The following is a 14630-nucleotide window of genomic DNA, read 5'->3' as shown; positions in this document are numbered from 1 at the left end:
CGCACGCATGCGTTACACTTGTCGGCCACGTCCCATCGAATACACACCAGCGCCGGAGAAGACCATGCTGCATTCCCAATTACGCAATATCCTGCAGAACATGCCGAAGGCAGAATTACACATTCACATCGAAGGTTCGCTGGAACCCGAGCTGATTTTTGCGCTGGCACAAAGAAATGGTATTTCGCTGCCTTACCCCTCGGTCGAGGCGTTGCGCCAGGCCTACGCTTTCAGCGATCTGCAATCCTTCCTCGACATCTATTACGCCGGCGCCAGCGTGCTGCTGACCGAGCAGGATTTCTACGACATGACCGCCGCCTACCTGGCCCGCGCGCATGCCGACAATGTTCGACACACCGAGATCTTCTTCGATCCGCAAACCCACACCGCGCGCGGCGTGCCCTTCGAGACCGTCATCAACGGCATCTGGCGCGCCTGCCAGGACGGCCCCATCAGCGCGAGCCTGATCATGTGCTTCCTGCGCCACCTGTCCGAGGAAGAGGCGCTGGCCACGCTGGACGAGGCGCTGCCCTACCGCGACAAGTTCATCGGCGTGGGCCTGGACTCGTCCGAGGTCGGCCACCCGCCCGAGAAATTCGCGCGCGTGTTCGAGCGCGCGCGCCAGCTCGGCCTGCGCCTGGTGGCGCACGCCGGCGAGGAGGGGCCCCCAAGCTACATCGAGAGCGCGCTCGACGTGCTCAAGGTCGAGCGCATCGACCATGGCGTGCGCACCCTCGACAGCCGGGAACTGACCGAGCGCCTGGCGCGCGAGGGCATGGCGCTCACGGTCTGCCCGCTGTCGAACATCAAGCTGCGCGTGTTCGACGCGATGGACCGCCACAACCTGCGCGCGCTGCTCGACGCCGGCCTGGCCGCCACCGTCAATTCGGACGACCCGGCCTATTTCGGCGGCTACATGAACGACAACTTCATCGCCGCCTTCGAGGCCCTGCCGCTCGATGCCGGCCACGCCAGGCAACTGGCCCGCAACAGCTTCGCCGCCTCCTTCCTCGACCCGGAGCGCAAGCGCGCTTTCCTGGCCGAGGTGGACGCGTTCTTCGCCAAGGCGAACGCCGCCGGCGCCGCAGCCGCATAAGGGGGGGCGATGTTCATCCAGTCCCTCCGCATGACCGCGCGCGACTGGCGCGCGGGCGAGCTGCGTTTCCTGCTGGTGGCCCTGATCGTGGCGGTGTCCGCGCTGTCCTCGGTCGGCTTCTTCGTCGACCGCATGCGCGCGGGCCTGAACCGCGACGCGCACCAGCTGCTGGGCGCCGACCTGCTGGTCAACGCCGACGATCCGATCCAGCAGCGCTGGAAGAACGAGGCGGCGCGGCGCGGCCTGCTGGTCGCCGAGACGGTCGCCTTCCAGAGCATGGCGCAGGCCGGCGAAGGCGAAGCCTCGATGGCGCAGCTGTCCGCGGTCAAGGCGGTCTCGAACGGTTACCCGCTGCGCGGCCAGCTCAGCATCAGCACGAATCCCGACGACGCCAGCCGCGCCATCGGACAGAAAACCAGGGACATTCCGGCGCCGGGCACGGTCTGGGTCGACGCCAACCTGCTGCCGGCGCTGCGCACCGAAGTGGGCGGCACCCTCCAGCTGGGCGACAAGCAGTTTCGCATCGCCCAACTGATCGCCACCGAACCGGACCGCGGCGCGGGCTTCTCCAATTTCGCGCCGCGCGTGATGCTGGCGCTGCAGGACCTGCCGGCTACCCGCCTGGTGGACGCGTTCTCGCGCGTGACCTACCGCATGCAGGTGGCTTCGACTTCGAAAAATGACATGTCCGGTGTGGCCGCCTTCGAACAATGGCTGCGCAAGGACATCGCCACCCGCAACGTGCGCGGCGTGCGCATCGAGACGCTCGAGAACGGCCGCCCCGAGATGCGCGCCACGCTCGACCGCGCCGACAGCTTCCTGTCGCTGGTCGGCCTGCTGTCGGCGATGCTGGCCGCGGTGGCGGTCGCGATGGCGGCGCGCCGCTTCATGCAGCGCCACCTGGACGCCTGCGCGATGCTGCGCTGCCTCGGCATGACCCAGAACCAGGTGGGCGCGCTCTACCTGATCGAATTCGCCATCGTCGGGCTGGTCGGCAGCATCGTGGGCGTGGCGGTCGGCTTCGGCGCCCACTTCGTCCTGATCCAGATGATCGGCAACCTGCTGCCGCCGGACCTGCCGCCGGTATCCTTCCTGCCTGCGCTGCAGGGCATCGCCACCGGCCTGCTGCTCCTGGTCGGCTTCGCGCTGCCGCCGGTCTTGCAATTGCGCAACGTGCCGCACAACCGCGTCATCCGGCGCGAAGCGGCCAGCCCGCAGCCGCTGGCGCTGGCCACCTATGGCCTGGGCACCGGCGTGTTCCTGGCCCTGCTGCTGTGGCAGGCCGGCGACACCAGGCTGGCCTTCATGACGGCCGGCGGCTTCCTCGGCGGCCTGGGCCTGTTCGCCCTGGTGGCCTGGCTCGGCCTGCGCCTGCTGCGGCAGCTGCGCGGCGCCTCGAAGAACCAGAGCTGGCGCTTCGCCATCACCTCGCTGCAGCGCCGTCCCGGCGCCACCGTGGTGCAGGTGGTGTCGCTGTCGCTCGGCCTGATGGCGCTGCTGCTGCTCACCGTGGTGCGCGGCGACCTGATGACGGCCTGGCGCACGGCCACGCCGCCGGACGCGCCGAACCGCTTCATCATCAACATCCAGCCGGAGCAGGCGCAGGGCCTCGAGCAGCAGCTGGCGGGCGCCGGCGTCAAGAACGTGTTCCTGTACCCGATGATCCGCGGGCGCCTGACGCACGTCAACGGCGCCGAGCTCACCCGCAACTCCTTCCAGAACGGCGAGGCGCGCCGCCTGGCCGAGCGCGAGTTCAACCTGTCCACGGTGGCCGAGCTGCCCGAGACCAACGAGATCGTCGCCGGCAAGTGGTACACCGATGGACCAGGCGTGGCCGAGGCCTCGGTGGAGCAGAGCCTGGCGACCAGGCTGGGGCTGAAGCTGGGCGACGTCATGCGCTTCGACATGGCCGGCATGCCGGTCGAGGCGAAAGTGACCAGCCTGCGCAAGCTCGAATGGGGCTCGATGCGCGCCAACTTCTTCGTCATCATCAACCCGCAGGCGATGGCGAATGCGCCGAAGAGCTACATGACGGCTTTCCATTTGCCCGAAGATGGGGCCAATGCGGCCGGCAAGCTGACCAACGCCCTGACGCGCGCCTATCCGAACCTGACCGTGATCGACGTCTCCGGCATCATCCGCCAGTTGCAGGAAGTGCTCGACCAGGTGGTGGTGGCGGTCGAGTTCCTGTTCATGTTCACGCTCGCCTCCGGCGTGCTGGTGCTGTATGCGGCCCTGATGGGTTCGCAGTCCGAACGCACCCGCGAAGCGGGCCTGCTGCGCGCGCTCGGCGCCACGCGGGGCCAGTTGGCGACGGCGCAGCGGATCGAGTTCGTGCTGGTCGGCGGCCTGTCCGGCGTGCTGGCGGCGACCGGCGCGGCGGCCATGGGCTGGGTGCTGGCCGAATACGTGTTCAAGTTCCCATGGAAGTTCGAGCCGCAGGTGTGGCTGGCCGGCGTGGTCGTGGGCGCCGTCTGCGCGCTGATCGGTGGCTGGCTGGGGCTGCGCAGCGTGCTGCGCCAGCCGCCGCTGCAGACCCTGCGCGAGGCTTGAGGCGCAGCCCGTTCGCATCATGCCGCCAGCGCTGCCGACGCAGCCGCCAGCAACGGCTGGTAGTGGCGGTGCCAGCTGCTCTGGAAGCGCTGCTGCGGATCGTAGCGGCGCTTCGCCTCGAAGAACTGCGCGATGTCCGGATAGCAGGCGCGTACCTGCTCGGCCGTGGCCGCGCGCGAATAGGTCAGGTAGAAGCTGCCGCCGCGCGCGATCGCCATGTCGATCAGCCGACCTACCGCATGCCGCCTGAAGCCGGCCGCGGCCGCGTGCATGAAATCGACCAGGCGCTCGCGTGGCACGTATATCTCTCCGATCACCTCGGAGCCGCAATGCCCCAGCCCGCGGTCGAGCTCCCAGCGCTTCCGGCGGGGTAGCGCGCAATGCGCCCGCAGGTAGCGCCGCCGGCGCCGGGCATCGTACGCGCCCGCTTTGCAACAGCAGCCGGCCGCGGCGGCCACGGTGGGTTCCGGCTGCGCTATCATGGCGGCATGTCCGAACCGAACACCCCTGACGCACAAACTCTCTACGAGGTGATGGGCGGCGCCGCGCGCCTGCGCGAACTCGTCGACCGCTTCTACGACCTGATGCAGCTGGAGCCGGAATTCGCCGTCATCCACGCCATGCACCCGCAACCCAACGACAGCTCGCGCGAGAAGCTGTTCATGTTCCTGTCCGGCTGGACGGGCGGCCCCGACCTGTTCGTCGAACGCTACGGCCACCCGCGCCTGCGCGCGCGCCATCTACCGTTCGCCATCGGCACCAAGGAGCGCGACCAGTGGCTGCGCGCCATGGCCTGGGCGATGGAAGACCTGGGCTACGACGAAGACCTGCGCATGCGCCTGATGCAGTCCTTCTACCATACCGCCGACTGGATGCGGAACAAGGCCGACTGACGCATGGGTATCGCCGAACTCCTGATCCTGGCGGCGCTCGCCGTCGTCATCGTCCTGCAGCTGGCGCTGCTGGCGCGTTCGCGGAAGGCCGGCGCTGCGGCCGACGACGGCCGCCACATCGAGCGCCTGGAGCGCGAGCTGCGCCTCGAGCTGCAGTCCACCGCCCAGGCCACGCGCCAGGAAGTGGCGGGCCACATGGGCCAGTACCACGCCGCCACCGTGCAGCAGCTCGACGGCATGCGCCAGCAGATGCAGCTGCATTCCGCCAGCGGCCGCGAAGAGCAGGCGCGGGCGCTGAAGCGCTTCGCCGACACCCTGCAGCTGACCCTGTCGAACCTGACCGAATCGAACGCCCAGCGCATGCTGGAAGTGCGCGGCACGCTGGAAACCAAGATCCGCGACCTGCAGAACGACAACGCCAAGCGCCTCGAAGAGATGCGTCAAACGGTCGACGAGAAGCTGCACGCGACGCTGGAGACGCGCCTGACGGAGAGCTTCAAACAGGTCAGCGAGCGCCTGGAGAAGGTGCACCAGGGTCTGGGCGAGATGCAGCAGCTGGCCATCGGCGTGGGCGACCTCAAGCGTGTGCTCACCAATGTCAAGACCCGCGGCACCTGGGGCGAGGTGCAGCTCGAGATGCTGCTCGAACAGGTGCTGACGGTGGACCAGTACGCGAAAAACGTCGAGACCATCGCGGGCAGCGGCGCGCGCGTGGAATTCGCGATCAAGCTGCCGGGCGTGGTCGATGGCGGCCCGCCGCTGTGGCTGCCGATCGACGCCAAGTTCCCGAAGGAGCAGTACGAGCGCCTGCTGGAAGCGGCCGAGCTGGCCGATGCCGATGGCGTCGCGCGTGCCGGCGCCGAGCTCGAACGGGCAGTGCGTGTAGAGGCGAAAACGATCTGCGAGAAATACGTGTCGCCGCCGCAGACGACCGATTTCGCGATCCTGTTCCTGCCGACCGAAGGCCTGTACGCGGAAGTGATGCGCCGTCCCGGCCTGGCCGACGACCTGCAGCGCAGCTTGCGCGTGACCATCGCCGGACCGTCGACCCTGAGCGCGCTGCTCAACAGCCTGCAGATGGGCTTCCGCACGCTGGCGCTGGAGAAGCGCTCGTCCGAGGTGTGGCAGGTGCTGGGCGCGGTGAAGACCGAATTCACCAAGTTCGGCGACGTGCTGGCCACCACCAAGGCCACGCTGGAGAAGGCCGCCAAGAACATCGAAAGCGCCGAGGTGCGCAGCCGCCAGATGGCGCGCAAGCTGAAGTCGGTGGAGGCGCTGCCGAGCGAGGCGGCGCAGCTGATGCTCGGCCCCGAAGAGTAGGGTGGGCGGCTATGCCGCCCACGCGGTCAACGGACAGATGCGCCGCCGCGCTGTCTACTCGAATTTCATATCGTCACATGCCGGATTGCCGCCCCAATCCTGCTCGTACACGCCATCTCGGACGTACCGTGCGAACGTCGAGTAAGGCCATTTTGATGCTGCATTGACGAAGCCATGCTTTACTGGATTGAAATGGATGTAATCGACATGCCTCTCCATGTCGATTTCGTCACGAATCTGATGCTCCCAAAATCGCCGTTGCCATATAGATGCTTCCCGCTGCCGTCGGCGTGACGTAGAAAGTGAAGCCTCATATAAATCACGGCACGCATAAGACACGTCATGCTTGATCTGGGACCAGCGCATGGAAAAATTCGCGTCTCCATCTGGCAGTGTCCAGATGCAGTGAAGATGGTCGGGCATCAAGACCATCGCGTCGGTTTCGAAAGGCAGACGAATCCGGACCCGCTCGATGGCAGCACGAAGGGCCCGACGGACGGGCTCACGGCAAAGGATGGGACGTCGGTGGTGAATCACAACCGTGAAAAAATAGGAGACCCCATTCAGGGAGCGGCGGTAGCGGGACATCGGCGCATCGTACGGCAGCAAATGGCGCCAAGTGTGTGGTAAATCAAACGTGCGTTGACCGCGTGGGCGGCAAAGCCGCCCACCCTACGTCAACCCGTCAAATATGAGTACATCGACCATGTCGCCCGCCGCGACATTGCCCTGCTCGTCGTGCAGCACCACCATGCAGTTCGCTTCCGACATCGAGCGCAGGATGCCCGAGCCCTGCGATCCGGTGATGCGCACCTCCGGTTGGCCGTCCGCGCCGGGCGCCAGGATGCCGCGCTGGTATTCGGTGCGCCCGGTCTTCTTGCGGATCGCGCCGCCGGACCTGGCGCGCAGCAGCGGCAGCGGGGCTTCGGCGCCCATCATGCGCAGCAGGGCTTCGCGCGCGAAGAAGTAAAAGGAAACCATCACCGCCACCGGATTGCCCGGCAGCCCGAACAGGAAGGCGCTGCGGCCGTTCGAATGCACGCGCCCGAAGGCCAGCGGGCGCCCCGGACGCATGCCGATCTTCCAGAAGCTCACGTCGCCCAGCCTGGCCATGATCTGCTTGGTGTAGTCGGCCGCGCCGACCGACACGCCGCCCGAGGTGATGATGGCGTCGGCGTTCTCGCAGGCGCAGCGCAGCGCCTCTTCCAGTGCCAGCGGGTCGTCGCGCACCACGCCCATGTCGATGATGTCGCAGCCCAGGCGCTGCAGCATGCCGTAGATGGTGTAGCGGTTGCTGTCGTAGACGCAGCCCTCGTCGAGTGGCTCGCCGACCGAGCGCAGTTCGTCGCCGGTCGAGAAGAAGGCCACGCGCAGGCGGCGCCGCACCGCGACTTCGGCGACGCCGAGCGAGGCCATCAGACCGAGGTCGGCCGGACGCACCACGCGGCCCGCCTTCAAGGCCGGGCTGCCGGCCTTCAGGTCTTCGCCGGCGAAGCGCCGGTTGTCGCCGGGGCGGATCACGCCCGCCGGCAGGGTGATGGTTTCGCCTTCCTGGGTGACGAATTCCTGCGGCACCACGCTGTCGCAGCCGTCCGGCATGACGCCGCCCGTCATGATGCGCACGCACTCGCCCGCGGCCGGAACCAGCCCGGAAGCATTGCCTGCGTAGGTCGTGCCGATCACACGCAGCGTCACCGGCGTGTCACCACGCAAGTCCTCGCCGCGCAGCGCGAAGCCGTCCATGGCCGAATTGTCGTGCGCCGGCACGTCGATCGGCGAGATGAGGTCCCTGGCCAGCACCCGGCCGAGCGCGGCGCGCAGCGCCACCTTTTCCACGGCGCGCACCGGCTGCACGAACTCGCGGATGATGCGCTGGGCGTCGCGCACCGGCAGGGCGTCCGGATCGTAGCCCGACAGGCAACTGGTCACTGTCGCCAGGGTAGGCGGCAGGCTGTCGTCGAAGCCCTGCAACTCCTCGAGCGTATTGATGTTGCGGAAAGCGTCGGCGTCCTCGAACAGCACCTCGACCGCCTTCAGGTCCTTGTACCAGCCGTCCATGCGGCGTCCGCCTTCAAGCAGGTATTGCGACAGCACCGGCAGGCGGCTCGTCTTCACCAGGCAGAACACCGGATGCGGCTGGGGGCGCATGCCCGGCTCGCGGGTGACGGCAAAGGCGAGGTCGGCATCGGCTTCTTCGGCGGCGGCGCCCAGGCGCTCGGCCAGGTCGGGCGGCAGGAAGGGCGAATCGCAGGGCACCGCCAGCAGCCAGGGCGTGACGCAGTGGCGCAGGCCGGCTTCCAGCCCGGCCAGCGGTCCGGCAAAGCCCGGCGTTTCGTCCGCCCAGACCGGCGCGGCCAGCTCCAGCCAGCGTTCGAGGTTGCGGTTGGCGTTGACCATGACCGAGCCGACCTGCGGCAGCAGGCGCTCGATCGCGTGCTGCGCCATCGGTTTGCCGCGGAAGGGCTGCAGGCCCTTGTCCACGTTGCCCATGCGCGAGCCACGGCCGCCCGCCAGGATCAATCCCGTGATGAGTTGTTTGTCCATATGAGTCCGAATCAACCGCCGATGTACGACATCTCGACCTTCCTGCCGCCGCGCGCCAGCCCGGCGGTGTCCACGGTGCGCGTTTCCGAGTAGCGGTCGGCGCGCCCGCGCCACAGTTGGGCGATCGCGCCCGAGATCTCCGCGTCCGGCCGGTCGCCGCGCAGCAGGGCGCGCAGGTCGTGGCCGCGGGTGGCGAACAGGCAGGTGTAGAGCTTGCCCTCGGTGGACAGGCGCAGGCGCGTGCAGTCGTGGCAGAAGGCTTGCGTGACGCTGGAGATGAAGCCGACCTCGCCGCTGCCGTCCAGGTAGCGCCAGCGGGCGGCGGTCTCGCCGCTGTAGTTGGCGGCAAGCGGCGCCAGCGGCAACTCGAGCCCGATCCGGCGCACCACCTCGGCGGAAGGGATGACATCAATCATGTTCCAGCCGTTCGAGGCGCCCACGTCCATGTATTCGATGAAGCGCAGGATGAAAGGAGAACCCTTGAAGTGGCGCGCCATCGGCAGGATCTGGTCCTCGTTGGTGCCGCGCTTGACCACCATGTTGACCTTGATCGGCCCCAGCCCGGCGGCGTGGGCCGCGTCCAGGCCGTGCAGCACGTCGGCCACTGCGAAGTCGACGTCGTTCATGCGCCGGAACACCGTGTCGTCGAGGGCGTCGAGCGATACCGTGACGCGGTCCAGGCCGGCGTCCTTCAGGGCCCGGGCCTTGCGTGCCAGCAGCGAGCCGTTGGTGGTGAGCGTGAGGTCGAGCGGGCGCCCGCTTGGCGTGCCGAGGGCGCGCAGCATGCCGACCAGGCGTTCGAGGTTCTTGCGCAGCAGCGGTTCGCCGCCGGTCAGGCGGATCTTCTCGACCCCGTGGGCGATGAACAGGCGCGCCACGCGCGTGATTTCCTCAAAGGAGAGCAGGTCGCCGTGCGGCAGGTAGGCGTAATCCTTGTCGAAGACCTCTTTCGGCATGCAGTAGACGCAGCGGAAATTGCAGCGGTCGGTCACCGAGATGCGCAGGTCGTGCAGCGGGCGGCCCAGGGCATCCGACAGCAGGCCGGTGGGCGCGTCAAGCTCGCTTGGCACCGGCATGGCGGGCGAGCGCAGGTCGTTCAGCAGGATGATTTTTTCAGGCATGCCAATACGATAGCACGATGCCTGCCAGCGCACAGGCGGCGATCAGCTTGATCGGCCCGATCCTGAACCTCAGCAGGGCGATGCTGGCGGCAATGCCGATGGCGATCGGCCCCAAGCGGGCTTGGCCGCCGGCGAAGAACACGTGCTGGCCAAAGAACACGGCCAGGCTGGCGACGACGCCCACCACGGCGGCGGAAATCGCGGTGAGCGGGGCCGTCAAGCGCAGGTTGCCGCGCCCGGACTCGACCAGCGGCGCGCCGGCCAGGATGAAGACGAAGGAGGGCAGGAAGGTGAACAGGCCTGCCACCAGTGCCCCGGCGATGCCGGCCAGGGCCGGCGCATCCGGTCCGAACAGCGCGTGGGTCCAGCCACCGACGAAGCCGACGAAGGCCACGATCATGATCAGGGGGCCGGGCGTGGTCTCGCCCAGCGCCAGGCCGTCGATCATCTGGCTGGCGCCGAGCCAGCCGTATTTCTCGACCGCGCCCTGCACCACGTAGGGCAGCACCGCATAGGCGCCGCCGAAGCTCATCAGGGCGGCCTTGGTGAAGAACCAGCCCATGCGCGCCAGTGTGCCGTCCACGCCGTAGACGGCCGCCAGCAGGAGCCAGGCCACGAGCGCCAGGCCGGCGCCGGCAAGCGTGGCCTTGAGCAGGGCGCGCAGCGAGAACCGGGCGTGGGATGGGCTTGGGGTGTCGTCGTCGATCAGGGCCGGGCCGTAGTGCTTGCGCTCGGCCGGATGGCCGCCGCCCGGCTGGAAGCGCTGCGGCCAGATGCGCCCGCCAACCCAGCCGGCCGTTGCTGCGCCCAGCACGATCAGCGGGAAGGGAATGTCGAGCAGGGCGATGGCGACGAAGGCCAGCGCGGCGATCGCGGCCAGCGCGCCATTGCGCAGCGTGCGCGTGCCGATGCGCCAGGCGGCGGCGATGACGATCGCGACCACCGCAGGCTTGATGCCCGCCATGACGCCGGCGATGGCCGGCAGGTGGCCCCAGGCGAGGTAGACCCAGGACAGGCCGATCAGGATGGCCAGCGAAGGCAGGATGAACAGCAGCCCGGCCATGATGCCGCCCCAGGTGCGGTGCAGCAGCCAGCCGATGTAGACGGCCAGCTGGGTGGCCTCGGGGCCCGGCAGCAGCATGCAGTAGTTCAGGGCGTGCAGGAAGCGCTGCTCGGAAATCCAGCGGCGGCGCTCCACCAGTTCGCCATGCATCAGGGCGATCTGGCCGGCGGGGCCGCCGAAGCTGACGAAGCCGAGCTTGAGCCAGTAGAGCAGGGCTTCGCGGAAGGTGATGGGGGCGGGGGCTTGCATGCTTGTCATCGTAACCCAGCAATATGACTTGTTGCTTGCGGGCGCGACTTCGGTGAGGAAATTGGCGTGAACAATGCCAGTGACATTGTTCACGCCTGCGCCGACAGGGCAGGGTCAGGTCTGACATTTGGACACGAGCCCAGCAAGACAAGCAACTCACGCTTGAGTTTGTGTCTGAATGTCAGACCTGACCCCGAGACTTGCAAAGAAAAAGGGAAGCCTGGCTCGGCTTCCCTTTTCGCGACGTCAAGCTAGCGCTTATTGACGCGTATCGACCTGGACCAGCGGCTCGTCCACCGGCACCTGCACCGGCTTGCGGGCACGGCCCATGCGCGGCGGGGTGTTGGCCGCGGCGGCGGCTTCCTGGGCGGCGCGCAGCTTTTCAGGGTCGGTCGACGCCAGCTGCAGGCCGGCCATGGACAGGACTTCGTTCATGTCCGCCGCCGGCGCCGGTGCCGGCGCCGGTGCGGCTGCCGCAGGAGCGGCGGCAGCGACAGGCGCAGGAGCAGGCGCAGCCGGAGCAGCCGGTACTTCGGCCACCGGTGCAGCTTCGGCCACCGGTGCAGCTTCGGCGACGGGAGCTTCCACAACCGGCGCTTCCACAACCGGCGCTTCCACGACCGGCGCTGCGGCCACTGGAGTCTGGACGGCCGGCGCTTCCGGCGCCTTGGCCGCAGCCACCGAGGCTGCGGTCGGGAACGGCCATGGACCCGGTGCGGCTGCTACGGCCGGAGCCGGTGCGGCAGCGGCCGGTGCTTGTTCTGCAACCGGGGCCGGTGCGGCGGCGGCAGCCTTGGCAGCGGCTTCAGCCTGCGCCTTGGCAGCCACCGATGCGGCGGTCGGGAAGGGCCACGGACCCGATGCGGCGCCTGCCTTTGCCTTGGGCGCAGCCTTGGCGGCGGCCGCGACCTTGGCGGCTTCCTCGTCGGCGACCGGCGTAAAGGCCGGCACGCCGTCCTGGCCGTCGGCCGACTCGATGCCCTCGACCTGGTCACGGTCGCGGCGGTTGCGGTTGCGGCCACCGCGGCGGCGGCGGCGGCGCGGTTCGTCGCCGCCTTCGGCGTCCAGTTCCTCGCCATTGGCGCCCGTTGCTGCCACTTTCACCGCGTGGTCCAGCACGTCGCCGTGCGGCGTGGTGGTCGACAGTTCGCTTTCGTCGACCGGGGCCGCGACGGCCTGCAGCTTCAGTTCTTCGGCCTTGGCCTCGACCGGCTGCTGAGCGCTACGCTCGCTGCGCTCGCCACGCGGCTGGCGCGGTGCGCGTTCCTTGCGCTCGCCCGGCTCGCGTTCGGCGCGCGGTGCGGCTGCGGTATCGAGTTGCTCACGCGGCTCGCGCGGTGCACGCGGTTCGCGCTTCTCGCGCGGTGGGCGGGCCGGCTTGGCCTCGGCTTCCACCGGCTTGACGCCCTCTTCGAGCTTGGCAGTCAGGTCGCGCTCGTCGCGCTCGCGGCCGCCCTTGGCGCCGCGGCCGTTGCGGGTGCGCTGGCCGCTGCCGTTGCGGCCGGCGCGTTCGCCGCGCTCGGCTGCGGCTGCCGGTGCTGCCGGCTTGTCAGCGACCACCGGAGCCGGCGCCGGCGCCGGCGGAACCGGGGCGCCCATGAAGAATTGCTTGATGCGGGCGAAGAAGCCCAGTTCGCTCGGGGCCGGAGCGGCCGGCGTTGGCGCCGCTGCCGGAGCGGCAGGCGCGGCCTTGGCCGGCTTGGCGGCTTCGCTGCGGTCCACCATCGGGGCCGGCTGGGCCGGGGTGATGGTCTTGACCACGGCTTCCTGGCGCGGCTTGGCTTCTTCTTTCTGGCGCTTGGCGAAGCCCATGTCGGTCTCGGCCGATTCCGCCATGGTGTAGCTGGCGGCGGCGTCTTCCAGGCGCGGGTCGTCGCCCTTGATGCGCTCGAGCTTGTAGTGCGGGGTGTCCAGATGCTTGTTCGGGATCAGGATCACGGTGATGCGGTGGCGGTTCTCGATCTTGAGCACTTCGCCGCGCTTTTCGTTCAGCAGGAAGGCGGCGACGTCGACCGGCACCTGCACGTGGATCGCGGCCGAGTTCTCCTTCATGGCCTCTTCCTGGATGATGCGCAGGACTTGCAGGGCCGAGGATTCGGTATCGCGGATGTGGCCGGTGCCCGAGCAGCGCGGGCAGGTCACGTGCGAGCCTTCCGACAGCGACGGACGCAGGCGCTGGCGCGATAACTCCATTAAGCCGAACCGGGAAATCTTGCCCATCTGCACGCGTGCACGGTCATGGTGCAGGGCTTCCTTCAGGCGGGTTTCCACCTCGCGCTGGTTCTTCGCCACTTCCATGTCGATGAAGTCGATCACGATCAGGCCGCCCAGGTCGCGCAGGCGCAACTGGCGCGCCACTTCGTCGGCCGCTTCGCAATTGGTGTTGAAGGCGGTCGTTTCGATATCGGAGCCGCGCGTGGCGCGCGCCGAGTTGACGTCGATGGAGACCAGGGCTTCGGTGTGGTCGATGACGATCGCGCCGCCCGACGGCAGCGGCACGGTGCGCGCGTAGGCGGTCTCGATCTGGTGTTCGATCTGGAAACGCGAGAACAGCGGCACGTCGTCGCTGTAGCGCTTGACGCGATGCGCCATGTCCGGCATCACGTGCGACATGAACTGCTGGGCCTGGTCGAAGATATCGTCGGTGTCGATCAGGACTTCGCCGATGTCGGGCTGGAAATAGTCGCGGATTGCGCGGATCACCAGCGAGCTTTCCTGGTAGATCAGGAACGGACCGGCGGCCGACTTGCCGGCGCCTTCGATCGCGCGCCACAGCTGCATCAGGTAGTTCAGGTCCCACTGCAGTTCTTCGACGGTGCGGCCGATGCCGGCGGTGCGGGCGATCACCGACATGCCCTGCGGCAGGTCGAGCTTGTCCATGGTTTCGCGCAGTTCCTGGCGCTCTTCGCCTTCGACGCGGCGCGACACGCCGCCGCCGCGCGGGTTGTTCGGCATCAGGACCAGGTAGCGGCCGGCCAGCGAGATGAACGAGGTCAGGGCCGCGCCCTTGTTGCCGCGCTCCTCTTTCTCGACCTGGACCATGATTTCCTGGCCTTCCTTGAGGGCTTCCTTGATCGTGCAGTTACGCACGTCGACGCCATCGCGGAAATAAGAACGGGCAACTTCTTTGAAGGGGAGGAAACCGTGGCGGTCTTCGCCGTAGGAAACGAAGCAGGCTTCGAGGGAGGGTTCGATGCGGGTGATGACACCCTTGTAGATATTGGACTTGCGTTGCTCGCGACCGGCGGTCTCGATATCGATGTCGATCAGCTTCTGGCCGTCGACAATCGCTACGCGCAGTTCCTCTTGCTGCGTAGCATTAAACAACATGCGTTTCATTTTTATTAACTCCGCGACCCGAAGGCCGTGTCATGCCGCGCTTGTAAGACGCGGCGAAAGTACAGGGAATGTACGCGGAGAAGGAATGCTGGAGGGGGGAATACCCGGGACGGGGCAGGGCGACGCAATGCATCGCTGCCGCACGGGGCGCAGTGGTGTCGAACGTCATTGTCTACGCACGCCGCAACCAGCAGCCGGCCCGCCTGCCACCACGTTGGGGTGGGCACGGCGGGTTCAGCGGGGCGGTGTGCAACAACGAGCCAAACCGTAGCCAGCGAACAACCAAGACTTCGATACCGAGGCGATCAATCAGCCTTCCGTAAAGTCAAGCCTTCAGGTGAGGCTTACATCGGGTCGGGCGAAAACGACAAGCGTTATCGACACCATCAACCGGCGAGCCGCGAACGGCGCGGCTTGCCGGTACTTATCCATACAAATCCAAACATCCAATC

The 14630-nt window shown here is 67.8% G+C and carries 10 protein-coding genes; 4 read left to right on the top strand and 6 right to left on the bottom strand.

All coding sequences use genetic code 11. The annotated features are described in order from the left end of the window. Window positions 1-64: 64 nt before the first annotated feature. Window positions 65-1096 carry an adenosine deaminase gene (locus ACK4S9_RS06690; RefSeq protein WP_409723217.1) on the top strand — a complete coding sequence of 344 codons (1032 nt, stop codon included), beginning with the start codon at window positions 65-67 and terminating at the stop codon, window positions 1094-1096. A gap of 9 nt (window positions 1097-1105) precedes the next feature. Continuing rightward, window positions 1106-3649 (top strand): ABC transporter permease, encoded by a 2544-nt coding sequence (locus tag ACK4S9_RS06685; protein ID WP_409723214.1) that lies wholly within the window; start codon window positions 1106-1108, stop codon window positions 3647-3649. Window positions 3650-3666: 17 nt separating this feature from the next. On the opposite strand, the gene ACK4S9_RS06680 is transcribed toward ACK4S9_RS06685, so the two are convergent. Continuing rightward, complete coding sequence (locus ACK4S9_RS06680) at window positions 3667-3948, bottom strand: hypothetical protein (protein ID WP_409723211.1); 282 nt, start codon at window positions 3946-3948, stop codon at window positions 3667-3669. 189 nt (window positions 3949-4137) lie between these two features. Between ACK4S9_RS06680 and ACK4S9_RS06675 the strand changes: the two genes are divergently transcribed. Together ACK4S9_RS06675 and ACK4S9_RS06670 are read left to right on the top strand one after the other, a co-directional pair. Continuing rightward, window positions 4138-4542: a group II truncated hemoglobin gene (locus ACK4S9_RS06675; protein WP_409723422.1), complete on the top strand. Its 405-nt coding sequence runs from the start codon at window positions 4138-4140 to the stop codon at window positions 4540-4542. 3 nt (window positions 4543-4545) lie between these two features. After that, window positions 4546-5862 (top strand): DNA recombination protein RmuC, encoded by a 1317-nt coding sequence (locus tag ACK4S9_RS06670; RefSeq protein ID WP_409723208.1) that lies wholly within the window; start codon window positions 4546-4548, stop codon window positions 5860-5862. Window positions 5863-5916: 54 nt separating this feature from the next. Here the strand turns inward: ACK4S9_RS06670 and ACK4S9_RS06665 are convergent, their stop codons facing one another. The 5 genes from ACK4S9_RS06665 to ACK4S9_RS06645 form a co-directional block, all read right to left on the bottom strand. Continuing rightward, on the bottom strand, window positions 5917-6450 hold the full coding sequence (locus tag ACK4S9_RS06665) for an REP-associated tyrosine transposase (RefSeq protein ID WP_409723205.1): 534 nt from the start codon (window positions 6448-6450) through the stop codon (window positions 5917-5919). A gap of 84 nt (window positions 6451-6534) precedes the next feature. Continuing rightward, the gene (gene glp / locus ACK4S9_RS06660; RefSeq protein WP_409723202.1) at window positions 6535-8406 is read right to left on the bottom strand and encodes a gephyrin-like molybdotransferase Glp; all 1872 of its coding nucleotides are present in this window, start codon (window positions 8404-8406) and stop codon (window positions 6535-6537) included. 11 nt (window positions 8407-8417) lie between these two features. Continuing rightward, window positions 8418-9527, bottom strand: coding sequence for a GTP 3',8-cyclase MoaA (moaA, locus tag ACK4S9_RS06655; RefSeq protein WP_409723199.1), 1110 nt, complete (start codon window positions 9525-9527; stop codon window positions 8418-8420). Beyond that, window positions 9520-10839 carry a chromate efflux transporter gene (gene chrA / locus ACK4S9_RS06650; RefSeq protein ID WP_409723197.1) on the bottom strand — a complete coding sequence of 440 codons (1320 nt, stop codon included), beginning with the start codon at window positions 10837-10839 and terminating at the stop codon, window positions 9520-9522. Before chrA ends, moaA begins: the two co-directional genes overlap by 8 nt. 258 nt (window positions 10840-11097) lie before the next feature. Further along, window positions 11098-14178, bottom strand: a complete 3081-nt coding sequence (locus tag ACK4S9_RS06645) for a ribonuclease E/G (RefSeq protein ID WP_409723194.1) — start codon at window positions 14176-14178, stop codon at window positions 11098-11100. Window positions 14179-14630: the final 452 nt, after the last annotated feature.

It is taken from the genome of Massilia sp. (assembly GCF_046293535.1).
In the GTDB taxonomy this organism is placed as follows: Bacteria; Pseudomonadota; Gammaproteobacteria; order Burkholderiales; family Burkholderiaceae_D; genus Telluria.
The sequence above is the reverse complement of the archived record's forward strand: the minus strand, read 5'-3'. Positions and strand labels throughout refer to the sequence as shown.

Coding starts and splice junctions, on each gene's coding strand:
- ACK4S9_RS06690 (WP_409723217.1), top strand. CDS start 65: ATGCTGCATTCCCAATTACGCAATATCCTGCAGAACATGCCGAAGGCA.
- ACK4S9_RS06685 (WP_409723214.1), top strand. CDS start 1,106: ATGTTCATCCAGTCCCTCCGCATGACCGCGCGCGACTGGCGCGCGGGC.
- ACK4S9_RS06675 (WP_409723422.1), top strand. CDS start 4,138: ATGTCCGAACCGAACACCCCTGACGCACAAACTCTCTACGAGGTGATG.
- ACK4S9_RS06670 (WP_409723208.1), top strand. CDS start 4,546: ATGGGTATCGCCGAACTCCTGATCCTGGCGGCGCTCGCCGTCGTCATC.
- ACK4S9_RS06665 (WP_409723205.1), bottom strand. CDS start 6,450: ATGTCCCGCTACCGCCGCTCCCTGAATGGGGTCTCCTATTTTTTCACG.
- glp (WP_409723202.1), bottom strand. CDS start 8,406: ATGGACAAACAACTCATCACGGGATTGATCCTGGCGGGCGGCCGTGGC.
- moaA (WP_409723199.1), bottom strand. CDS start 9,527: ATGCCTGAAAAAATCATCCTGCTGAACGACCTGCGCTCGCCCGCCATG.
- chrA (WP_409723197.1), bottom strand. CDS start 10,839: ATGCAAGCCCCCGCCCCCATCACCTTCCGCGAAGCCCTGCTCTACTGG.
- ACK4S9_RS06645 (WP_409723194.1), bottom strand. CDS start 14,178: ATGAAACGCATGTTGTTTAATGCTACGCAGCAAGAGGAACTGCGCGTA.